We start from the raw sequence: 22,094 nt of genomic DNA, 5'->3' as shown, positions 1-22,094 counted from the left end.
TCGGACGGCCCGGCGACAACGCTTACCGCGCGGGGGTTTTCGGCGCGGCGATCACCAGCCGCGCTCGGCCAGACGGTGCGGCTCCGGGATCTCCTCGACATTGATGCCGACCATGGCCTCTCCGAGACCACGCGAGACCTTCGCGAGCACATCGGGGTCATCGTAGAAGGTGGTGGCCTTGACGATCGCGGCGGCACGCTCGGCCGGGTTGCCGGACTTGAAAATGCCCGAACCCACGAACACACCCTCGGCGCCGAGCTGCATCATCATGGCGGCGTCGGCGGGCGTGGCGATACCACCGGCGGTGAACAGCACCACCGGCAGCTTGCCGGTTTCGGCGATCTCACGGACCAGCTCGTAGGGCGCCTGCAGCTCCTTCGCGGCCACGAACAGCTCGTCCGCGGGCAGCGACTGCAAGTGACGGATCTCGCCGCGGATCTTGCGCATGTGGGTGGTGGCGTTGGAGACGTCGCCGGTACCGGCCTCACCCTTGGAGCGGATCATCGCCGCACCCTCGGTGATGCGGCGCAGCGCCTCACCCAGGTTGGTCGCACCGCAGACGAAGGGGACGGTGAACTCCCACTTGTCGATGTGGTTGGCGTAGTCGGCGGGGGTCAGCACCTCCGACTCGTCGATGTAGTCCACACCGAGGCTCTGCAGGATCTGCGCCTCGACGAAGTGACCGATGCGCGCCTTGGCCATGACCGGGATGGAGACGGCGTTGACGATGCCGTCGATCAGATCCGGATCGCTCATGCGGGCGACGCCGCCCTGGGCGCGGATATCGGCGGGAACCCGCTCGAGCGCCATGACCGCGACCGCACCGGCGTCCTCGGCGATCTTGGCCTGATCGGCGGTGACGACGTCCATGATCACCCCGCCCTTGAGCATCTCGGCCATACCGCGCTTCACGCGGGCGGTGCCGGTCGTCGAGGTGGTGTCGGGCGTTGTCACGGGCAAACTCCTGATTATCGGGGATTCGTTCGAAAGGGCACGCTGCGATGCGAACCCCCACGATTCTAGGCGCCCCGATCAGGCCCCTTCATAGCCAGTCCGGCAGCACTGGACTGGTCGGACCGAATCCGCCCACCGGCCGCGGCGTCCGGTGCGCCGCTACACCGGCGCTACGGCGAGGACGATCCCGCTCCGGAAGTGAGCACGGCCGCCGCACGATGACGTGGGCGGACCGAGCCCCTTCCCGCCGGTCAGAGCGGACCGACGACGAGCAGTTGCGCCCAGTAGGTCGCCGCCTGCTCACCCACATAGGGCAGCAGGAAGTCGTACAGCAGATAGGACATATGCATTCGACATTCACCTCCACACACCGGTTCGCCGGATCCGGTGTGCGGCAAACCGGATTCGACCCTAACCGATGGTGAGGTAGCACACAGCACGAATCGGACGCCGATCCTGCCGATCACCCGTGGCGCCGACGAAAGACGGTGCCCATCAAGGGTTTCGAGTGATCCGACACTCAGTCCCGCGCCAGCAGCGGATCGAACAACCCCACGGCGACGACCCGAATCCGCCCCAGCGCGGCCTCGACCGATCCGGTGGGCTGGAACAGATGGCTGAGCGCAAGGCGCACAACGGTTTCGGCGACCGGGGCCAGTTCCTCGTCGGTCACCCCCGCCAGCTCGTAGCGTTCACGGATCGCCGCGGTCACCGCCTCGATCGCTCGGCCAAGCACCGGTTCCGGCTCGGTCATCAGCGCGGGCAGCAGGGCGGTGTCGGGGGCCGAGCGGCCGGACAGCACGGCTTTGAGCAGCATATTGTCCGCACCGGTACGCAGCGTGAATTCGATCGCGGCGAGCACCCCGGAGATCACATCGTCGGGATGGGCGGCCAGGTTCTCCGCGATCCCCACGAGAAAGACATCCACCTCGTTCGCGATGACGACATCGGCGAGGTCCTGTTTGGTGCCGATCTCCTTGTAGAGCACCGGCCGGCTGACCCCGACCTCCTTGGCCACCCGCGACATGTTCACCGCGCCCCACCCCTCGGTACACACCAGGCGGCGAGCGGTGTCGATGACCCGCTCGCGCAACAGCAGACGCATCTCGGATTGGAAGTTCGGCGCGGTAGCCATGGCTTCGATCGTACAGCATCAGCGAAAACGTTCGACTATTGACAACTCAGACAGATCTGTATTCAATGAGAACACTTCTTCGAAAAGTGTAAATCGCTCCAGGTGGAGCGCAACCCGAGTCCCAGATCCGACGCCCGCGAGCCTCGTCCGCGCCCACCACCCCGTTTCACGCGCCATCGGGCGCACCGTCCGTGAGGAGAACCCGTGACCACATCCCGAATCGGCGAGCCGGCGGCGGCCGCACTGCCGCAGTGGCACGATCGCAAGCGCTATCTATGGCTGTTCGGTCTCGTCCCTCCGACCGCCGTCCTGCTGGCCGCTGGGCTCGTGTGGCTGTTCAACCAACTCGGCTGGCAGCACGCGGCACCCGTCTGGTGGTGGATCGGACCGCTGCTGGTCTACGTGCTGCTGCCGATCCTGGATCGCTTCTTCGGTCCCGACGGGCAGAATCCACCCGACGAGGTGATGGAACAGCTCGAGAACGACCGCTACTACCGCTACTGCGTGTACGCCTACATTCCGTTCCAGCTGCTCAGCCTGGTTTTCGCCTGCTATCTGTGGTCGGCGTCGGATCTGTCGTGGCTGGGCGTCGACGGCGGGCTCGGCCTGGCGTCGAAGATCGGACTGGCGCTCAGCATCGGCATCATGGGGGGCGTCGGAATCAACACCGCGCACGAACTCGGCCACAAGAAGGACGAACTGGAGCGGTGGCTGTCGAAGATCACTCTCGCCCAGACGTTCTACGGCCATTTCTACATCGAGCACAATCGCGGCCACCACGTCCGGGTGGCGACGCCGGAGGATCCGGCGAGTTCGCGCCTCGGCGAATCGTTCTGGACCTTCCTGCCACGCAGCGTGTGGGGCAGTCTGCGCTCGTCCTGGTCATTGGAGCAGACCCGGTTGCGGCGAATGGGTAAGCGGCCGTGGACCATTCATAACGATGTGCTCAACGCGTGGCTGATGTCGGTGGTGCTGTGGGGTGCGCTGGCCGCGATCTTCGGGCCCGGTGTGCTGCCGTTCCTGGTGCTGCAGGCGGTGTACGGATTCTCGCTGCTGGAGACCGTCAACTATCTCGAGCACTACGGCCTGCTGCGACAACGCACCGCGGCCGGGCGCTACGAACGCTGCACCCCCGAACACAGCTGGAACTCCGACCACATCGTCACCAACATCTTCCTCTACCACCTGCAGCGGCACAGCGACCATCACGCCAATCCCACTCGGCGCTATCAGATTCTGCGCAGTATGGATGGTGCTCCCAACCTGCCCAGCGGCTACGCCAGCATGATCACCGTGGCGTATTTCCCGCCGCTGTGGCGCCGCGTCATGGACCGGCGGGTGCTGGCCCACTACGACGGTGACATCACCCGCGCCAATATCCAGCCCGGCAAGCGTGATCGGATCCTCGCGAAGTTCGGAGCCCGCTGATGTCGCGATACCTCTGCCCCATCTGCGATTTCGTCTACGACGAGATCGAAGGCGCACCGCGCGAGGGCTTTTCGGCCGGTACGCCGTGGACAGCGATCCCCGACGACTGGTGCTGCCCCGACTGCGGCGTCCGCGAAAAGCTCGACTTCGAACCGCTCGACCCGGCCGCGACGAAAGGATCCTGACATGACCGACTACAAGCTGTTCCGCTGCGTGCAATGTGGTTTCGAATACGACGAGGCGCTGGGCTGGCCCGAGGACGGGATCGGACCGGGCACCCGCTGGGACGACATCCCCGACGACTGGTCGTGCCCCGATTGCGGTGCGGCCAAGGCCGATTTCGAGATGGTCGAGGTCAGCCGGGCATGACGGGACGTATCGTCATCATCGGCGCGGGCGTGGCCGGCGCGACCGCGGCCCGAACCCTGCGCACCGAGGGATACCGCGGCGAGATCGTCGTCTTCGGCGCCGAAGCGCACCTGCCCTACCGGCGGCCGATGGTCTCCAAGGAATTGCTGGCCGGCACGGCGAACGAACGGCGCCTGCTGCTCGAATCGGCGCAATCGTGGACCGCGCTCGATATCGAACTGCGGCCCGCGACCGCCGTCACCGAGATCGAGGTCGACGCCGACCGGGTGCACGCGGCCGACGGCTCCACGCTCGGCTACGACGCCCTGATCCTCGCCACCGGCGCGCACGCGCGGCAGCTGCCCGGACCCGAGTACGGCGCCTACACCCTGCGCGGCGCCGCCGACGTCGCACCACTGCGCACGGCGATGGTCGACGGCGGCTCGATACTGATCGTCGGCGGCGGACTGGTCGGGTGCGAGGTCGCCGCCACCGCACGCGGCCTGGGCGTTCAGGTGGAGGTCGTGCACTCGGGACCGGCGCCACTGGCGCGCGTGGTCGCGCCCGTCGTCGGAGAGCACTGCCGAAAGCTGCACGCGGACAACGGAGTCGTCATCCACGACTCGGTGATGCTGGACCGCATCGACAACGCGGGCGGCGGCATCCGGGCCGTCGCGGCCGACGGGCGGGAGTGGTCGGCCGCGGCCACGCTCATCGCCATCGGCTCCGAACCGGATACGGCCCTGGCCCGCCGTGCCGGCCTGGCGGTCGGTGACGGCATCCTCGTCGACGAGTACCACACCACCTCGGCTCCGAATATCTTCGCCGCCGGTGACGCCGCCGCGGTCTACGACGCCGACTGCGGGGTCCATATCCGCTCCGAACAGTGGAACAGCGCGCAGGCCCACGGCATCGCGGTGGCGAAATCGGTACTGGGACGAGATGTCGCGCGCGCCGAAGCCGGCTGGGGCTGGACCACGCAGTACGGCACCACCATCCAGTTCGCGGGCCGCCCGGATCCCGACGACGAGATCGTGGTGCGGCCCGGCGACACCGAGGACCGATTCGTGGCGCTGGCCCTGCGCGCGGGCCGGTTGACGGCCGCCGCCGCGGTGGCGCGACCCGCCGATCTGCGCGCGGCCCGATCCCTCATCACCGCCCGGACCACCCACGATCACCGGACCTGGGCGGATCCGGCCATCACACTCACCGAACTCGCCGCCGTGTCCGAACCGGTCGGCCGCCACTGAGTTCCCCGCCGCCGAGCCGGTAGTCCGTCCGGAATCGAGCGGCTCCCCGGCCCGGATCGACACGGGCCGGGCGGCGCATTCGCTCTCAGCGGATGGACCGCACCTCGGGCTCTGCCTCCGACCCCGCCACGGCGATCGCCTCGCCCAGCAATCCGTCCAGGTGGTACGGGTAGACCTGCTCCCCCATGGTGTCCAGTTCCGCGATATCCGGTGGGCGGCACCAGCGGTAGGCGGTCACACAGCGCCGCTCCCACACCGTCGGATCCGCCGGCTTCGGGTCGAACCAGCGAACGCGCGCGACGAAGAACAACTCCTCGGAGCGGATCAGCTCTCCGTTGAACGGAAAGACCGCGACCCGACGCCAGATCGGGCCCCGCAGCAGCGTGGAGTCCAGGGCGAACCCCGTCTCCTCCCACACCTCGCGCACGGCCGCGGTGCGCAGTGTCTCGCCCGGTTCGATCCCGCCGCCGACGGTGAACCAGAACGGGGAATCCGGGGTCAGCGGATCGTGGCCGCGCATCAGCAGCACCCGATCCTGCTCGTCGAGCAGCACCACGCGCGCCGAAGTGCGCACGGTGTCGACCTCGAGTCCGGTGGCCGCGGCCGCCGTGGCCCGTTCGGCGATCTCGAAATAGGTGGGTAGCGGTGCGGTACCACCCAGGTGCAGCAGTCGCACCGGCCGCCGGGTGCGCAGCGCGAGGGTGTCGCGCACGGCGTCGTTGTGGAAGCGCCGCGCGATCAGCACCCGCGCCTCGGCATCGGCCAGTTCGGCCACCAGTTGCGGGCGCAATGTGGCGATATCGACCGACGACAGGGCGACCGCGAGCTGATTCTCCGCGGTCTCCCGGTCGCTCCAGTCGGCCCGTTCGGCCCGATCGGCCAGCCCGATCAGCCGCTTGGCCTGCTCGGCGGCCGCGGACTCCGACATCGGCCCCGCCATCGAGATCGCCACCGTGCGCGCCACCACCGCGCGCCGCGCCAGCGCCGACTCGAGTGCGTCACGCGCCTGATCACTGCGAACGTGCAGCCGGTCGAGCCGGTTGGCGGTGGAATACGCCCAGACACCGATGGCGATGACGACCGCCGCGATCAGCGCGAGGACCAGAATGGTCGTCGCGGAGAAGGTGATCATCCAGCGGTCCTCACCCGGGCGTCACCGACGGTCACCGTCTCGTACACCCGCAGAATCTGTTCGGCCACGACCGGCCAATCGTATTCGCCCACTACCTGATCGGCGATCCGCACCTGGGCCGCGCGGCGGCCGCCGTCGGTGAGCAGTACGTCGATCGCGCGAGCCAGTGCGGTCGAATCCCCCACCGGCACCAGCGATCCCGCGGTACCGTCGCGCAAGACCCGCCGGAACGCGTCCAATTCGCTCGCCACCACGGCGGTTCCGGCCGCCATGGCCTCCACGAGCACGATGCCGAAGCTCTCACCACCCAGATTCGGCGCGCAGTACACGTCCGCGCTGCGCATCGCCGAGGCCTTCTCCGCATCCGACACCTGCCCCAGGAAACGCAGATGTCCGGCATGTTCACCGGCCTCGCGGCGCAGCCGGTCCTCGTCGCCGCGACCCACGATCAGGATCTCGATCTCCGGGTGCCGGTCGACCAGCCGGGGCAGCGCGCCCAGCAGTACCGCCATGCCCTTGCGGGGTTCGTCGTAGCGCCCCAGGAACAGCACCGTGCCGCCCGGACGCGGATAGCCCTGCAGCAGTGGGGCATTCGCGAACGCTCGAACGTCGACCCCGTTCGGGATCTCCACCGCGTCGCTGCCGAGCGCCTCGACCTGCCAGCGCCGCGCGAGCTCGGAGACCGCGATCCGGCCACTGATCTTCTCGTGATACGGCCGCAGCACACCCTGGAAGGTCGCCAGCACCAGCGACCGGGTGGTCGAGGTGTGGAAGGTGGCCACGATGGGCCCCTCGGCCACCTTCAACGCCAGCATCGAGATGCTGGGCGCGTTGGGTTCGTGCACGTGCAGGACCTCGAAGTCGTTGTCGGCGATCCAGCGCCGCAACCGGGTGTAGGCGGTCGGGCCGAACGACAGCCGCGCCACCGAGCCGTTGTAGGGAATGGCCACGGCCTTGCCGGCCGAGACCACGAACTCCGGGAGTTCGGTGTCGTCGGAGGCGGGTGCCAGGACGCTGACCCGATGTCCCCGCTCGATCAGCACCTGCGCCAGCTCCACGACATGGGACTGCACACCACCCGGCACGTCGAACGAGTACGGGCAGACCATGCCGATTCTCATGACGCCGCGTCTCCGGCACGACGCTCACCGGTCGGCGTGGCCTGAGCCCGGGCGATCCGGTCCCGGCGGTGCGGAGACAGATCGCCCTCCCACAGCGGCTGCAACATATGCCAATCGGCGGGATGCTCCGCGATATTCGCCGCGAAGTTGTCCGCGATCTGCTGGGTCGCCGCGGCGACACCACCCGAGACATCCAGCGGTGCGCCGGTTTTCAGACCCCAGCCCTCCCGACCCTGTCCGTCGACGGTGTACCAGGCATGCACCGGCAGCAACGCCGCGCCGGTCTCGATGGCCAACTTCGCCGCGCCCGCCGGCATCCAGGTCCGTTCGCCGAAGAAATCCACCGGCACACCCTTGCCGGTGAGGTCCCGCTCGCCCATCAGGCAGACCACCCGATTGCGACGCAACCGCTCGGCCAGCTGCCCGAACGGCGGCTGTTCACCACCGGTCAGCGGGAACACCTCGAAACCCAGGCTCTCGCGATAGGCGACGAAGCGTTCGAACAACGACTCCGGGTGCAGCCGTTCGGCGACGGTGGAGAAGCTGCCGTAGTTCTGCACCAGCCACATCCCGGCCATATCCCAGTTCCCGGAATGCGGGAGCACGAACACCGCACCTCGCCCGCGCACCAGGGCGGCGTCGAGGTGTTCGATACCGTCGGGCGGCGGCATCAGCGGCGAGCCGGCCAGCGCCGCGTGATCGAGTGTCGGCAGCCGGAACGCCTCCCGCCAATAGCGCGCGTAGGAGCGCATCGACGCGGCGATCAAGTCGTCGGGTACCTCGTGCGGATCGACACCCACCACGCGGGCGAGATTGCGGCGCAGTTGATTCGGCTCCTGACCGCGGTGCATCGCGCGGTTGGCGCGGCGAGCCACCCAGTCGCCGCCGACATCGAACCACCGGCGCGCCGTCCGCTCGGGCAGCCCGCGCACCAGCCGCCAGCCGGTGGCGTACGCCGCGTCGGTCAGTGCCGCCCTGATCTGGGTCACGACCGGATCCTCACTTCGCCGTATCGGGTGTGGCCTTTTTCGCCGGTGCGATGACATCGCGGGCCCCGGCCGAATTACGCACCGCCAGCACGCGCTGGAAAACAGTGACGATGCTGAGCACCGCCAGGACGTACATCGCGACATAGACCGCGTAGGTGAGCCAGTCGACGTCGAAATAGCCGCCGATACCGGTGAGTCCGGCGCCGACGAGCACGATCACCAGCCGGTCCGGGCGCTCGATGATGCCGCCGTCGGCCGACAGGCCGCTGGCCTCGGCGCGCGCCTTGGCGTAGGAGATCACCTGCGAGGTCACCAGGACGACCAGCGTCGCCACGAACAGATGCTTGCTGTGCTCGTGGTACACCGACCACCAGGCCAGCGCACCGAAGATCGCGCCGTCGGCCACCCGGTCGCAGGTGGCGTCGAGCACCGCGCCGTACTTCGTGCCGCCGCCGCGGGCTCGCGCCATGGCCCCGTCGAGCATGTCGAACATGACGAACAGCCAGATCACCATTGTTCCCCAGAACAGGTGATCGGTCGGGAACAGCGTCACCGCGGCCACGATCGACGCGGTGGTGCCGATCAACGTCATCGCATCGGGGGTGAGCCCGGTGCTCACCAGGGCCCGGCCCAGCGGCGCGGTCGCCTTGGCGAACGTCTCCCGACCGAAGAAGCTCAGCACGCTACTCGACTTCCTTCGCCTCGTGCCATGCCCCGGCCAGCAGGGCCCGCGTCTCCCGCAGCAACTGCGGCATCACCTTCACCCCGCCGACGACGGTGATGAAGTTCGCGTCCCCACCCCAGCGGGGAACGATGTGCTGATGCAGGTGGTCGGCCAGTGAGCCGCCGGCCACACCGCCGAGATTGAGCCCGACGTTGAAGCCCTCGGGACGCGACACCCGCTTCATCACCCGGATCGCGCGCTGGGTGAACGCCATCAGCTCGGCGCTCTCCTCGGCCGTGAGGTCCTCGAGGTCGGCCACCCGCCGATATGGCACCACCATCATGTGCCCGGGGTTGTACGGGTAGAGGTTCAGCACCGCGAACACCCACTCGCCCCGGGCGATCACCAGGCCGTCCTCATCGGACATCTTCGGGATCTCGGTGAACGGATGCTTCAGGCCCGCCGATGTGTTCTCCTCGGCGGCGCGGCTGTCACGATCGGCGACCGCGCCGGTGATGTAGGACATCCGGTACGGGGTCCACAGGCGCTGCAACCGGTCCGGATCCCCCGCCCCCGTGTCCACGATGCGCCCCGGCTCCTGTTGTGTCACAGCTTCTTCCACCATGCCCTCACTCACGCCCCACCGGCCCGGACCTCGAACCCTTCCGCGCTCGGCGAGGCGTTGTCCCGCCGGGAGATCCAGTCGGTCACGGTGGCCACCGCATCGGCTACCGGCACCCCGTTGACCTGGGTACCGTCACGGAACCGGAAACTCACCGCACCCGCGTTCACATCACGCTCTCCGGCGAGCAGCATGAACGGCACCTTCTGCGCGGTGTGATTGAAGATCTTCTTCTGCATCCGGTCGTCGCTGCGGTCGACCTCGGCACGCACACCGTGCGCCCGCAACTGCGCCACCACCCCGTCGAGGTGTTCGGCGAAAGCGTCGGCGACGGGGATGCCCACCACCTGCACCGGCGCCAGCCAGGCCGGGAAGGCGCCCGCGTAGTGCTCGGTGAGCACGCCGAAGAAACGCTCGATCGAGCCGAACAGGGCGCGGTGGATCATCACCGGCCGCTTCTTGGTGCCGTCGGAGGAGGTGTATTCCAGCTCGAACAGTTCGGGCAGGAAGAAGTCGAGCTGAATGGTCGACATCTGCCAGGTGCGCCCCAGCGCGTCCTTGACCTGCACGGAGATCTTCGGGCCGTAGAACGCCGCGCCGCCCGGATCCGGAACCAGCTCCAGACCGGAATCGGTGGCCACCCGGCGCAGGGTCTCGGTGGCCTCCTCCCACACCTCGTCGGAGCCGACGAACTTCTCCGGGTCCTTGGTCGACAGCTCCAGGTAGAAGTCGTCGAGGCCATAGTCCTTGAGCAGGTCGAGTACGAATTCGAGGGTGGTGGTGAGCTCCTCGACCACCTGATCCTGTGCGGCGTAGATGTGCGCGTCGTCCTGGGTGAAACCGCGCGCGCGGGTCAGGCCGTGCACGACACCGGACTTCTCGTACCGGTAGACCGAGCCGAATTCGAACAGCCGCAGCGGCAGCTCCCGATACGACCGGCCGCGCGACCGGAAGATCAGATTGTGCATCGGGCAGTTCATCGGCTTGACGTAGTAGTCCTGGCCCGGCTTGCGCACGGTGCCGTCCTCGTTGTACTCCGCGTCCAGGTGCATGGGCGGGAACATGCCGTCGGCGTACCACTCGAGGTGCTTGGAGACCTCGAACAGATGGCCCTTGGTGACATGCGGAGTGTTGACGAATTCGTAGCCGGCGGCGACGTGCCGCTGCCGCGAGTAGTCCTCCATCTCCTTGCGGATGATGCCGCCCTTGGGATGGAAGACCGGCAGGCCCGAGCCCAGTTCGTCCGGGAAGGAGAACAGGTCCAGCTCCGCGCCGAGCTTGCGGTGGTCGCGCTTCTCGGCCTCGGCGAGCCGGGTCAGGTACTCGTCCTGCGCCTCGGTCGACTCCCAGGCGGTGCCGTAGATGCGCTGCAGATCCTCGCGGGACTGATCGCCGCGCCAGTAGGCCGCCGACGAGCGGGTGAGCTTGAACGCCGGAATGAACTTGGTGGTGGGGATGTGCGGGCCCCGGCACAGATCGCCCCAGACCTTCTCGCCCGAGCGCGGGTCGAGATTGTCGTAGATGGTCAGCTCGTTCGGCTCCAGGTCACTGCCGCCGACCTCCATGATCTCCGGATCGTCGATACCCGACTTATCGGAGATCAGCTCGAGTTTGAACGGCTCCTTGGCCAGTTCCACCCGGGCGTCGTCGACCTCGACCACCCGGCGCGAGAATCGTTGCGCGCCTTTGACGATCTTCTTCATCCGGGATTCGAGCTTGGTCAGATCCTCGGGAGTGAAGGGCCGGTCGACCTGGAAGTCGTAGTAGAAGCCATCCTTGATCGGCGGGCCGATGCCCAGTTTGGCCTCGGGGAATTCCTGCTGCACCGCCTGGGCCAGCACATGGGCGGCCGAGTGGCGGATGACGCTGCGGCCGTCCTCGGAGTCGGCGCCGACGGCCTCGACCTCGACATCGGTTTCGGGGGCCCACGACAGGTCCTTGAGGTTGCCCTCGGCGTCGCGCACCACGACGACGGTCTCGGGGCCCTTGGTGGGCAGGCCCGCTTCACGCACCGCGGCACCCGCCGTCGTCCCGGCCGGCACCCGGACGAGGGCGGCAGGGTTATTGCGGGCTGAGGTGGTCACGGCTGCGCTCTCCTTGGCAAAGTCGGTGTTCTCGCCGCGGACGTCCGCCCGCGGCGTTGTCGTGCGGGTGGGTACCCGCCGGGTGCGGGACGAGCCCGCGGAACCGGAGCAGAACTCCGGGCCGGTCGAGCAACTCCGACCGGCGCGACCAATGCTATCGGGACAGTACCGCCGGTGCGCCGATGGACCGGCCGCAACGGCTCGCGGCGGTCCCGATCGACCGTCCCCACCGGCGACCCGGCAGCGACCGCACGGCGTTCACGCCCGGTGTGTGAGGTCGGCCAGCAGCCGCGCACGCTCGGCGGCGGGACGTTTCGGGCAGCTGGTGCACATCTGGCATCCGGGGACCTCGTAGACCAGGCAGCACGAGATCCGCCGCACGAACGTCCGGGATTCCACGTCGATGAACCGGGGCGCCGGGAGCCGGTCACCGATCTCGGCGGCGAGCCGCGCACCGGCGTCGGGATCGCCCGCGTCGATGGCCCGGTTGCCGATCGCGTCCGCGACGATCGCCCACAGCGCGGCCTGCCCGGCGCCGGTCGCCTCGGCCAGTACCGGGACGATCCGGCGCAGCGTGTCCCCCAGTGCCGTTGCCGCGGCGGTGCCGGGTCCACAGGCCGGTGCCACGACGCGCTCGATTCCGCCGTCGGGCCGCATCTCACAGCGCAGCCGTTCCAGTGTCGGGTCGGGCACCGGGCTGCCGGCGACGTAGGCCTCGATGATCGGATCGACCAGCGCCGAGGCCGCCATACACCACCACAGGGTGCCCGAGACGCGGGAAACGCCTGTGCCCCAGGAGATTCCCATATCGGCGACCCGCTCCGCGAGCCAGGCGGGCTCGGTGAGCTTCGTCCCGGCCACCCCGGCCGGGACGCCGGGCGCCAGCGGCTGTGCAGCCATCTTCATCCGACTCCGATCCACGTCGATTCAACGAATGCACCACCTCCACCATGACACGGCCGCAAAATCCGAGTCGCCCGGATCGATCGTGCGCCGTGGTGCGCGGATCAGCGTATCGGCGTGCGCTCGGGCATCGGCCAGGCGCGCCGATTCCGCGCGTGCGGGGCCCGCACACGGCGAATGCGCGAGTTCGGCTGTCGGGCTGCCGAACTCGCGCATTCTCACCAGGATCACGCGTGGGTCGCGCTCCCGGTGGGTATTCCGGGCCGCTCGGCGTCGGTGATCTCGGCGATGCCGCTCGCCGTGACCTCGAGCACCCGCGCGGTGCCGATATCGAAGAACAGGCCCGAGAGCGCGACCCCGCGTTCGGCGACCGCACGCGACACCACCGGGTGATCGCGCAGCGTCTCGACCTGCACCGCGATATTGACCATGCTCAGCTGATCGGCGGCACCGTAACCGGCGGCGGCCGCCGCATCGGCGACCGGATGTCCGGCCCGGAACCGGGTCAAGGCCTCGTCGGCGTGCGAGAGCCAGTCGTCGATGTCGGGACCGGCGGAGGCGTCCGAGAGCAAGGCCTTCATCGCACCGCATCCGGAATGCCCGCACACGACCACATTGCGCACCGACAGGTTGCCCAGCGCGAAGGCCAGCGCCGCGTCCACCGACACATCCGTACCCCGGCGGGGCACCAGATTGCCGATATTGCGGATGGTGAACAGGTCACCGGGGCCGCTGTTGGTGATCACATTCGGCACGATCCGCGAATCGGCACAGGTCAGGAAGAACGAATCCGGGTCCTGCCCGTCGCGCAGTTCGTCCAGATGCGGCCGCATCACGTGGGCGTGGCTGCGGTGATAGGCGGCCACTCCGGCGGCGACGGAATTGCCCTCCTCGGAGCGCCACGGGCCCAGGACGTCGTCCAGCAGACCGCGCGCCCGGCCACGGCGCGGCGGACGCTCCGCGGCGTCGGCCATGCGCGCCGTGCCGATCTCGACGAATTCGACAGTGCCTCCGGTGCTTTCGTGCTGCTTCGCCCAGGAGTGAATGGCGTCGTAGGCGGCATGGTCGAGGAAGTCGACCGTCAACTCGACCATCACATCGGCCCCGGCGGGCACCTTGGCCAGCTGCCCGGTCAGCTTGGGCAGGGCCAGGAAGGTGCAGGTGCCATCCACGCTCACCAGCCACCGATCGGTTCCGGCGACCGGACCGGCCTCGACCGAGACCCGCACCACACGCCACAGCAGCAGCGCGAAGGCGACGATCAAGCCGATCAGCACCCCCTCGAGCAGGTTCAGGAAGACCACCGCGGCGATGGTCACCGCGTAGATCACCAGTTCGCCGGTGCGGTGCGCGATCCTGATGTGCGCCAGCTTCACCAGCTGGATGCCGATCATCACCAGCAGCCCGGCCAGCGCCGATTTCGGAATCTGTTCGACCACACCCACCAGGGCCACCGAGAACAGCAGCACCCACACGCCGTGCAGCAACGCCGAGGCCCGGCTGCGCGCGCCGGCGGTCACATTGGTCGCGCTGCGCACGATCACGCCGGTCACCGGCAGGCCGCCGATCATGCCCGAGGTGACGTTCGCCGCGCCCTGCGCCATGAGCTCACGGTCGAAGTTCGTGCGCGCCCCGGTGTGCATCTTGTCGACCGCGACGGCGGACAGCAGGCTCTCCACGCTCGCGATCAGCGCCACGGTCAGTACCGCGAGCGCGACGCCGCTCCAGTCCCCGCTGGGCATATTCGGCAGGCCGATGGCGTCGAACAGCGAACCGCTCATGGTGATGCGAGCGGGGTCACCCGGCAGTACCAGCGAGAGCGCGGTCGCGATCACGATCGCGACCAGCGGTCCGGGCACGACCCGGATCTTGGCCGGCACGTAGCGCCAGCCCAGCATGATCGCGATGACCAGCCCGCCGATCAGAACATCGATACCGCTCAGATGCAGAAGCTGGTTCGGCAGTTCGGCGACGTTCTCCCACGCCGAACTCTGCGACGAGCCGCCGAGCAGCACATGAACCTGCTGCAACGCGATGGTGATACCGATTCCGGCGAGCATGGCGTGCACCACGACCGGCGCGATGGCGAGGGCCGCACGGGCGATACGGCTCAGGCCGAAGACGATTTGCAGGACACCGGCACCGACTGTGATGAAACAGGTTGTCTTCCAACCGAATTGAGTGATGGTTTCGGCCATCACCACCGTCAGGCCGGCAGCCGGTCCGCTGACCTGTAGAACGGAACCCCCCAGCGCCCCCACCACGATGCCACCGACCGCGGCGGCGATGAGTCCGGCGGCGACGGGCGCGCCGGTGGCGACCGCGATACCGATCGACAGCGGCAGCGCGACGAGGAATACGACAACGGACGCGGGTAGATCGTGCCGCAGGATCGAATTCATCCGATCCGACCAACCGGCCCCCGGTGGGGCGGACGGTCTGGGCGTCGAGACGGTGTCGGCGGACATATTGCTCCTTCACCGGCACCGCGGGTGCGGCCCGGTCGGTCGAACATGTTCTCCAGGCATCGAATTCAGCTGCGAGACTTCGTTGTCCAGCAGTGAGCCGGAAGCGAGGGCAACCCTAATAGTAAAGACTAAGCAAAGCCTTAGAAAAGGGTATTTAGCCTCGGACACTTTCCGAATTCGATGTGACCGCCGTCACCGTCTCTCATTCCTACCTGCATAGACGCCGGTCGGGCGCCGATTCACCTCCTTCGAAACGCGTTCGAGATTTCCAGCGCTGGGAACGTCACAACCTCATACCGGCACCACGGCGGGCCGGCGCACCTCGTCGAATTCGCCGATCCCGTCCTCGGTGATGCGCAGCACTCGCGCCGTCGCGATATCGAAGAACAGACCCGACAGCACGACACCACGCTCCTCGATCCCCCGCGCGACGATCGGATGCGCCGCCAGCGTCTGGACCTGCACCGCGACATTGACCATGCCCAGCTGATCGACCTCACCGAATCCGGCGGCCGCGGCCGCCGCCGCGACCGGATGCCCCGCGCGGAACCGCTCGAGCGACGGCCGGCCGTGCGCGAGCCAATCATCGAGTCCGGATCCGGTGTGCAGGCCGCCGCACAGCGCATCCATCGCACCGCAGCCGGAGTGGCCGCAGACGACGATCGATCGGACATCGAGTTTGTCCAGCGCGTAGATCAGCGCGGCCTCCACCGAGGTGTCACGACCGTCCGCGGGGATGAGATTGCCGATATTGCGCACCGTGAACAGATCGCCGGGACCGCTGTTGGTGATCACATTCGGCACGATCCGCGAATCGGCACAGGTCAGAAACAGCGATTCCGGATCCTGGGCGTGCCGCAGTTCGTCCAGGTGCGGCCGCATCATATGGGCGTGACCGCGGTGGTAGGCCTCGATACCGGCCGCCATCGAATCGGTGCGAGTGGTGCGACGCCACGGACCGAGCATGTCGTCGAGCATGCCGCGGGCGTGCTTGCGCGCGGGCGGGCCCGCCGTGAGATCCGCGATGCGGACGGTACCGAGTTCGACGAATTGCACGGTGCCACCGAGGCTTTCGTGCCGCTGCGCCCATTCGTGCAGGGTGTCGGATGCGGCATGGTCGATGAAGTCCACCGTCATCTCCACCGTGACCGGCGCCCCGGCCGGCACCTTGGCCAGCTGGGCGGTGAGCCGGGGCAGCGCGAGGAAGGTGGCCGAGCCGTCCACGGTCACCAGCCAGCGTCCGGTGTCACCGACCGGCGCGGCCGCGATCACCACCCGCACTACCCGCCACATCAGCAGCCCGAACGACAACACCAGCCCGATCAGCATACCCAGCAGCAGATTGGCGAAGACGACCACGAGAACCGTTGCGGCATAGACGATCAGATCACCGGCACGCCGTGCGAGGCGGATGTGGGCGAGCTTCACCAGCCCGATGCCGATGACGATCAGCAGCCCGGCCAGCGCCGCTTTGGGAATCTGGCGCACCACCTCCACCAGCGCCACCGAGAACACCAGCACCCACACACCACCGAGCATGGTGCTGGCCTTGGTGCGCGCACCGGCCTTCGCATTGGTGATACTGCGGACGATGACCGCCGCCACCGGCAGCCCGCCCAGCATGCCGGACGTCATATTCGCCACGCCCTGACCGAGCAGTTCCCGATCCAGATCGGTGCGATACTCCGGCCGCAGGCGGTCCACGGCGACCGCGGACAGCAGGGTCTCGACGCTGGCGATCAGCGCGATCGTGATCGCCGCCAGCACGACCGCACCCCAATTGCCGTGCGGCAGTTGCGGTAGCGACATCGCGTCGAACAGCGAGCCGTGCAGCGTGATGCGCTCGACACTGGTCGGCACGATCATCGCCAGCGCCGTCGCGACCACGACGGCGGCCAGGGGCGCGGGCACCGCCCGGATACGCCCGGGCAGATAGCGCCAGCCCAGCATGATCGCGATCACCACCACGCCGACCAGCGCGTCACCACCGTGGCTCACGGTGAGCTGATGCGGCAACTGGACGATGCTCTGCCACGAGGAACTCAGCGACTGCCCGCCCAGCAGGACGTGCAGCTGCTGCAACGCGATGACGACACCGATCCCGGCCAGCATGGCGTGGACGACCACCGGCGCGATGGCCAGTGCGGCCCGCGCGATGCGACTCAGCCCGAACAGCACCTGTAGCGCCCCGGCCAGCACCGTGATGAAACATGTTGTCGCCCATCCGAATTGATGGATAGCCTCGGCGACCACCACGGTCAGGCTGGCCGTGGGGCCACTGACCTGCAGCACCGAGCCGCCACACAGTCCGGCGACCAATCCGCCGACGACCGCGGCGATCAATCCGGCGGCGACCGGCGCCCCCATGGCGACGGCCACCCCGATGGACAGGGGTAGCGCGACCAGGAAGACCACCACGGAGGCGGGTAGATCGTGTCGTAGAACAACCGAGAGCCCCTTGGGCGACGTCCGTCGGGCCGGGTCGGTGTCGGTGGACATATTTCTCCTTCGCCGAACCGTGTCGCGGTTCGGTTCATCGGTGGAACATGTACTGGCATCGAAAGCGGGCGGGCGAAGCTCGTTACGCCGAGATGTGTTGCGACTGCGATCCATCGGGACACGCGAGCCCGCGGCAACGCATCGACACAATAGTAAAGACAACGCAAAGCAGTTGGAAAGCGTTTCCAGAAGAAAAATCGCTGCCGGTACCGAATTGTGATCCATATCACATTCGAGAGCGCGATCGTATCGCCGCCGACTGCCGGGACCGGCGTCAGCTCCCCCCGAAAAGGTATGCGACAGAACCGATCCCCGCGGCGACCACCCAAGAGTACCGCATCATCCCTACTGGACATTTGTACGACTTATCTATCACCGCGGCGCGCCGAGCCCGGTGTCCGCACCGCCGGCACCGCTCGGCGCGTCCGCCCGCGCGGAACGACGCGCTGCGGCGCACCACCGATCGTGAACATTCACACCCACTGTCCGGCAACGGTTTTCACCGGCGCCGACCGCGATCACGGCCGGCCGGACGGCGGCGGCCCTCACCACTTCGGCGCCCGCCCCGCCCCGCGCGGGACAGCACCGCATGTCGTGCGAGACAGTGGAAGCAGCGGCACGTCACCGGGGCGCGCCGGGCAACCGAGACGAGGAGGCAGCGTGCATATCGCCGTACTGGGTATGGGACAGATGGGCCGGGCACTCGCCGGGCGCCTGCTCGACGGCGGGCACCGGGTCACGGTGTGGAACCGGACGAAAGGCCGAGCGGGAGAGCTCGAATCCGCCGGCGCCGTGGAGGCCGCGACGATCGCCGACGCGGTCTCCGGTGTCGACGCCGTGATCACCATGCTGGCCGACGATGTCGCGGTCATCTCGGTGGCCTTCGGAGATCTGCAGGCCGCGATCGCGGCGGATACGCCCTATCTGGACTGCTCGACGGTCTCCCCCGCGCTCGGCGCCGCCCTCGCGGATGCCTTCGGCCCCCGATTCCTGTCGCTTCCGATCGTCGGAGCACCCGCCGCGGTCCGCGCGGGCACGGCGACGCTGCTCGCCGGTGGCGACACCGGGCTGATCGATCGGCTCGGACCCCTGCTCGGCGATCTGTCCGACCGGATCCGGCGCTACGAATCGGCCGCGCTGGCGCTGACCGCCAAGGTGACCACGAACTTCCTGCTGCTGTCGGGTGTGGTCGCCCTCGCCGAGGCCTTCACCGTCGGGCGGTCCGGCGGCCTCGACGACGAACAGTTGCACGCACTGCTCGCCGATGCCCCCGTCGTCGCGCCCGCGCTCGCCAACCGGTTCGACGCCGTCCTCACGGCCTCACCGCAGGGCTGGTGGACGACCGTACTGGGCGCCAAGGATGCCGGGCTGGCCCTCGACATCGCGGCCGGGGCCGATCTCGAGTTACCGGTGGCCGAGGTCGTGCGGGGCCGCTACGAGACCGCGGGCGGCCGGGATCCCGATGCCGACATCTCCGCGGTGGCCGCCTTGTACCGCGACCCGACGGCGCCGAACTCCTAGCCGATCGCTCGCCGTCACCGCGGCGCGAAGGACACGACCTCCCACAGGTGGCCGTCGGGATCGGCGAAGTACCCCGCGTGAATTCCCCACGGCCGCCGGCGAGCGGGCTGCGGCACGGTCGCGCCGGCGTCGCGGGCCGGCTCCAGCACGCGGCCCACCGCCTCGTCGGTGTCGACGAACCAGCCCAGGCTCATCGCCGACCCCGACATTCGTTCGAGGCCGACTCCCGCATCCCGGGCCAGATCCTCGCGCCCGTACAGCGACAGCAGCACGCCGTTGTCCATGGTGAACATCGCGACCGCACCTCCCGGATTCTCGGCATCGGCCCGGAACTCGGTGCCGATCACCCCCGGTGAGGACAACCCCAGCGCGCGGTAGAACCGCAGCGACAGATCCAGGTCGCGCACAGCCAGGGTGATCGCGTGGACGTGGGCTCGCACTCGGAGCACCTCCGTATCGAATCGTCGTATGCCGCCAGTCAACCGGGCGCCGGCCCGCACGTTTTGTACGGATCGGACATACCGCTCACACCGCGTAACCGGGCCGCGCGGGCGCCACCGGGGCCCGGGCACCGTCCCATGCCCGGCGAAACCTCCGCCGCACCGATACGAACGTGCTGGTCGGAGGGGTCCGACGGCGCGAATCCACCGCGTAACCAGGTATTTACCTCGGGCCCTTGTCGCGTAACGCCCGGTCTCTGCACGCTACCTGGCATGCAGTACCGCACCGAACGGCTTCACCCCGATCAGGCGGATCGCGATCGCCCGGTCTTCCGCGATCAGGTGCGCCAGCTCCTGCCCGCCGCCGCCCAGCTCCCCGCCCGCCGGCTCCGTGATCTGCTCCGAGCCGCTTTGCGCGCGGGCGCATTCGACGCCGGACGCCTGCCGGGCGAGGCGGAACTCATGGCCGATCATCAGCTGCCGCGCGATGTGGTGCGCGCGGCGCTCGGCCTGCTGCGCGAGGACGGGCTGATCGAACGTCGCCGTGGTGTGGGCACCGTCGCGATCCGCGAACACTACGTCGTCTCCGGCGCCCTGCCGCCGGAGGGCCGCACCCTGGAAGAACATCTGGAACTGGGGCGTATCACGCCGCGATTGCTGCACTGGGCCTGGATTCCGGTACCGCCGGTGATCGCCGCCCACCTCGACGGCGTCGGACCGGACGAGGACTGCCTGTGCATCGAATACGTGCTGCTGCTCGATGATCGGCCGATCGCGGTGTTCACCAACTACCTGCGCGCACCGGAGGCGAGCCGCGTCGATCAGGCCGCCTTCGGCGACGATTTCTACACCCTGCTGCGCGGCGGCCGCGTCGAGGTCGACGGCTGCGATGTCGGGGTGCAGGCCGCGCGCGCCGACGAATGCACCGCGGCCCTGCTGCACATCCTGCCCGGTGAGCCGGTGCTGCTGGTGGAGCAGACCATTCGCACCCGCGCCGGCGAAGCCGTCGACTACGCCCTCGGGTCCTGCCGTGCCGAAATCCAGCTGGAACTCGGCGCCCTGCCCCGGCTCGATATGACCGCGACCCTGCCCCACCGATGATGAGGACCACCATGACACTCGCCGCCACCCCACCCGCGCTCTCCGGTCTCACCGGCGCCGTCGCCGCCCTGCGCAGCGGTGCGACCACCGCCACCCGGCTGCTCGCGCAGGCCACTGCCGCGGCCGATGCCCACGACGGAGCGCTGGGGGTCTACCTCCGCAGATTCGACGAGCGCGCCGCCGCCCGCGCCGCGCGCGTCGACGCTCAGCTCGCCGCCGGGGAACCGGTCGGCCCGCTGGCCGGAATTCCGCTGGGCATCAAGGATATTCTCGCCCATTCGGCGGCACCCACCACCGCGCAGAGCCTGGTGCTGGATCCGGCCTGGGGCGCCGCCGAGGGTGACTGCACGGTGGTGCGCCGGCTGGAGCAGGCCGGCGCGATCGTCACCGGCAAGGTCACCACGATGGAGTTCGCCATCGGCGCACCCGATCCTGCCAAACCCTTTCCGGTGCCGCGCAATCCCTGGAATACCGACCGGTGGGCGGGCGGTTCCAGCTCGGGATCCGGCAGTGGCGTCGCCGCCGGCATGTTCCTCGGCGCGATCGGTACCGACACCGCGGGCAGTATCCGGATCCCGGCCGCCTTCAACGGAATAACGGGTCTCAAGCCCACCTTCGGGCGGGTCCCGAAATCCGGGGTCGTACCGCTGGGCTACACCCTCGACCACCCGGGGCCGATGGCACGATCGGCCGCCGACTGCGCCCTGCTGCTCTCGGTCCTCGCCGGACACGATCCGGCCGATCCCTACAGTGCCCGTACCCCCGCCGACGACTATGTCGGCGCGCTCACCGGCGATCTGAGCGGCCTCACCGTCGGCGTCGACACCCTGGACCGATTCGCCGACGGCGGTATGGATCTCGAACAGCCGCAACGATTCTCCGCGGCGGTGGCCGAACTCGAGGCCGCCGGCGCGCGGATCGTGCCGGTCGAGGTACCGATGTACCGGGAGCTGACCGCGGTCGACGTGGTGGTCATGCTCGCCGAGGCCCACGCGTACCATCAGCGCACTCTGCGCGAGCGCTGGGACGACTATGGGCAGGCGACCCGGATCATCCTCGCCGGCGGCGACGCCGTGAGCGGCCCGGATTATGTTCAGGCGCAACGGGTGCGGCGTATCGGACGGCAGCGGATGGCCGAACTACTGGCCAGGGTGGACCTGGTGATCACCCCGACCGGACACCTCGGCGCCCCGGCCCTCGGGGATCTGGATCAGCTGCGGCCGATGGCGATGCTGGCCAGCTTGCACACGCCGTACTGGAATCCACTCGGCAATCCCACCCTGGCCGTGCCGATCGGCATCGGCAGCGAGGGGATGCCGCTGTCGATGTCGATCTCGGGCAACCATTTCGACGAGACCACCGTGCTGCGCGTGGGCGACGCCTACCAGCGCCGCACCAGCCATCACACCGAAATCCCCACTGCCGTCCGCTGATT

At 68.6% G+C, this 22,094-nt stretch carries 20 protein-coding genes; 7 read left to right on the top strand and 13 right to left on the bottom strand.

The annotated features are described in order from the left end of the window. Positions 1 to 51: 51 nt before the first annotated feature. Entirely contained in the window at positions 52 to 954 is a 903-nt protein-coding gene (gene pdxS, locus LKD76_RS13710; protein ID WP_227981678.1) for a pyridoxal 5'-phosphate synthase lyase subunit PdxS, read from the bottom strand. 520 nt (positions 955 to 1,474) lie between these two features. Then, complete coding sequence (locus LKD76_RS13705) at positions 1,475 to 2,089, bottom strand: TetR/AcrR family transcriptional regulator (protein WP_227981677.1); 615 nt, start codon at positions 2,087 to 2,089, stop codon at positions 1,475 to 1,477. Between the two features lie 204 nt (positions 2,090 to 2,293). Here LKD76_RS13705 and LKD76_RS13700 point away from each other — a divergent pair, with 204 nt between their 5' ends. Genes LKD76_RS13700 through LKD76_RS13685 form a run of 4 tightly spaced genes read left to right on the top strand, consistent with a single transcriptional unit; the run spans position 2,294 to position 5,115 of the window. After that, positions 2,294 to 3,517 carry an alkane 1-monooxygenase gene (locus LKD76_RS13700; RefSeq protein WP_227981676.1) on the top strand — a complete coding sequence of 408 codons (1,224 nt, stop codon included), beginning with the start codon at positions 2,294 to 2,296 and terminating at the stop codon, positions 3,515 to 3,517. Next, positions 3,517 to 3,702 carry a rubredoxin gene (locus LKD76_RS13695; RefSeq protein WP_227981675.1) on the top strand — a complete coding sequence of 62 codons (186 nt, stop codon included), beginning with the start codon at positions 3,517 to 3,519 and terminating at the stop codon, positions 3,700 to 3,702. Before LKD76_RS13700 ends, LKD76_RS13695 begins: the two co-directional genes overlap by 1 nt. 1 nt (position 3,703) lies before the next feature. Then, on the top strand, positions 3,704 to 3,886 hold the full coding sequence (locus LKD76_RS13690) for a rubredoxin (protein WP_227981674.1): 183 nt from the start codon (positions 3,704 to 3,706) through the stop codon (positions 3,884 to 3,886). After that, complete coding sequence (locus LKD76_RS13685; RefSeq protein ID WP_227981672.1) at positions 3,883 to 5,115, top strand: NAD(P)/FAD-dependent oxidoreductase; 1,233 nt, start codon at positions 3,883 to 3,885, stop codon at positions 5,113 to 5,115. Before LKD76_RS13690 ends, LKD76_RS13685 begins: the two co-directional genes overlap by 4 nt. Before the next feature lie 85 nt (positions 5,116 to 5,200). On the opposite strand, the gene LKD76_RS13680 is transcribed toward LKD76_RS13685, so the two are convergent. The 9 genes from LKD76_RS13680 to LKD76_RS13640 all read right to left on the bottom strand — a co-directional run bounded on the left by LKD76_RS13680 (position 5,201) and on the right by LKD76_RS13640 (position 17,597). Continuing rightward, on the bottom strand, positions 5,201 to 6,244 hold the full coding sequence (locus LKD76_RS13680; protein WP_227985239.1) for an NUDIX hydrolase: 1,044 nt from the start codon (positions 6,242 to 6,244) through the stop codon (positions 5,201 to 5,203). Further along, the gene (locus tag LKD76_RS13675) at positions 6,244 to 7,368 is read right to left on the bottom strand and encodes a glycosyltransferase family 4 protein (protein WP_227981670.1); all 1,125 of its coding nucleotides are present in this window, start codon (positions 7,366 to 7,368) and stop codon (positions 6,244 to 6,246) included. The genes LKD76_RS13680 and LKD76_RS13675 overlap by 1 nt, the downstream gene beginning before the upstream one ends. Next, a complete protein-coding gene (locus LKD76_RS13670) occupies positions 7,365 to 8,414 on the bottom strand; it encodes a phosphatidylinositol mannoside acyltransferase (RefSeq protein ID WP_227981669.1) in 1,050 nt (349 codons plus the stop codon). The genes LKD76_RS13675 and LKD76_RS13670 overlap by 4 nt, the downstream gene beginning before the upstream one ends. Continuing rightward, entirely contained in the window at positions 8,368 to 9,039 is a 672-nt protein-coding gene (pgsA, locus tag LKD76_RS13665) for a phosphatidylinositol phosphate synthase (protein WP_227981667.1), read from the bottom strand. Before pgsA ends, LKD76_RS13670 begins: the two co-directional genes overlap by 47 nt. A gap of 1 nt (position 9,040) precedes the next feature. Continuing rightward, positions 9,041 to 9,646: an ATP adenylyltransferase gene (locus tag LKD76_RS13660; RefSeq protein ID WP_227981665.1), complete on the bottom strand. Its 606-nt coding sequence runs from the start codon at positions 9,644 to 9,646 to the stop codon at positions 9,041 to 9,043. An 8-nt stretch (positions 9,647 to 9,654) separates the two neighbouring features. Beyond that, complete coding sequence (gene thrS, locus LKD76_RS13655; RefSeq protein WP_227981662.1) at positions 9,655 to 11,727, bottom strand: threonine--tRNA ligase; 2,073 nt, start codon at positions 11,725 to 11,727, stop codon at positions 9,655 to 9,657. Between the two features lie 258 nt (positions 11,728 to 11,985). Next, positions 11,986 to 12,633 carry a (2Fe-2S)-binding protein gene (locus tag LKD76_RS13650; protein ID WP_227981659.1) on the bottom strand — a complete coding sequence of 216 codons (648 nt, stop codon included), beginning with the start codon at positions 12,631 to 12,633 and terminating at the stop codon, positions 11,986 to 11,988. 224 nt (positions 12,634 to 12,857) lie between these two features. After that, a complete protein-coding gene (locus LKD76_RS13645; RefSeq protein ID WP_227981658.1) occupies positions 12,858 to 15,098 on the bottom strand; it encodes a SulP family inorganic anion transporter in 2,241 nt (746 codons plus the stop codon). A 291-nt stretch (positions 15,099 to 15,389) separates the two neighbouring features. Next, positions 15,390 to 17,597: a SulP family inorganic anion transporter gene (locus tag LKD76_RS13640; RefSeq protein ID WP_227981657.1), complete on the bottom strand. Its 2,208-nt coding sequence runs from the start codon at positions 17,595 to 17,597 to the stop codon at positions 15,390 to 15,392. A 660-nt stretch (positions 17,598 to 18,257) separates the two neighbouring features. Between LKD76_RS13640 and LKD76_RS13635 the strand changes: the two genes are divergently transcribed. Further along, complete coding sequence (locus LKD76_RS13635) at positions 18,258 to 19,118, top strand: NAD(P)-dependent oxidoreductase (RefSeq protein ID WP_227981656.1); 861 nt, start codon at positions 18,258 to 18,260, stop codon at positions 19,116 to 19,118. A 14-nt stretch (positions 19,119 to 19,132) separates the two neighbouring features. Here LKD76_RS13635 and LKD76_RS13630 read toward each other — a convergent pair whose 3' ends face one another. Together LKD76_RS13630 and LKD76_RS13625 are read right to left on the bottom strand one after the other, a co-directional pair. Then, positions 19,133 to 19,558, bottom strand: coding sequence for a VOC family protein (locus LKD76_RS13630; RefSeq protein ID WP_227981654.1), 426 nt, complete (start codon positions 19,556 to 19,558; stop codon positions 19,133 to 19,135). A gap of 264 nt (positions 19,559 to 19,822) precedes the next feature. Then, on the bottom strand, positions 19,823 to 20,032 hold the full coding sequence (locus LKD76_RS13625) for a hypothetical protein (protein ID WP_227985504.1): 210 nt from the start codon (positions 20,030 to 20,032) through the stop codon (positions 19,823 to 19,825). Here LKD76_RS13625 and LKD76_RS13620 point away from each other — a divergent pair. Next, a complete protein-coding gene (locus LKD76_RS13620) occupies positions 19,970 to 20,659 on the top strand; it encodes a GntR family transcriptional regulator (RefSeq protein ID WP_255661419.1) in 690 nt (229 codons plus the stop codon). The two genes, LKD76_RS13625 and LKD76_RS13620, sit on opposite strands and share 63 nt — an antisense overlap. Before the next feature lie 11 nt (positions 20,660 to 20,670). Beyond that, entirely contained in the window at positions 20,671 to 22,092 is a 1,422-nt protein-coding gene (locus LKD76_RS13615) for an amidase (protein ID WP_227981652.1), read from the top strand. The last annotated feature ends 2 nt before the right edge of the window (positions 22,093 to 22,094 follow it).

This window comes from Nocardia spumae (assembly GCF_020733635.1).
Classification (GTDB): Bacteria; Actinomycetota; Actinomycetes; order Mycobacteriales; family Mycobacteriaceae; genus Nocardia; species Nocardia spumae.
The sequence above is the reverse complement of the archived record's forward strand: the minus strand, read 5'-3'. Positions and strand labels throughout refer to the sequence as shown.